Source organism: Kitasatospora nipponensis (assembly GCF_039528135.1).
GTDB classification, from domain to species: domain Bacteria; phylum Actinomycetota; class Actinomycetes; order Streptomycetales; family Streptomycetaceae; genus Kitasatospora; species Kitasatospora nipponensis.
The window spans coordinates 389-604 of record NZ_BAAALF010000890.1; the positions used below are offsets into that span (position 1 = coordinate 389).

At 70.8% G+C, this 216-nt stretch carries 1 protein-coding gene; it reads right to left on the bottom strand.

The window, feature by feature from the left end:
- A partial coding sequence (locus tag ABD323_RS43895; RefSeq protein ID WP_344447594.1) for a hypothetical protein occupies positions 1–200 on the bottom strand: 200 nt, incomplete at its 3' end.
- Positions 201–216 lie beyond the last annotated feature (16 nt).

Consider the following 216-nt stretch of genomic DNA (forward strand, 5'->3'; position numbering starts at 1 on the left):
CCGCCCTCCTCGCCGCACCGCCACCCGGCCAGCACGCTGAATCCCCCCGTGCCCGGTCCGGCCTGCCAGGGGAAGCTGGTGCGGCCGAAGCCCTGCAGCTGCCAGCTTCGGCCCAGGCTGTCGGTGAGGTCGAGCTCCACAGCCTTGGCGTAGTAGCCCTGGCGAATGGTACGTCCGGTACCCGCCGAGAGCCCGTACATGTTGCCGTGGTCGATG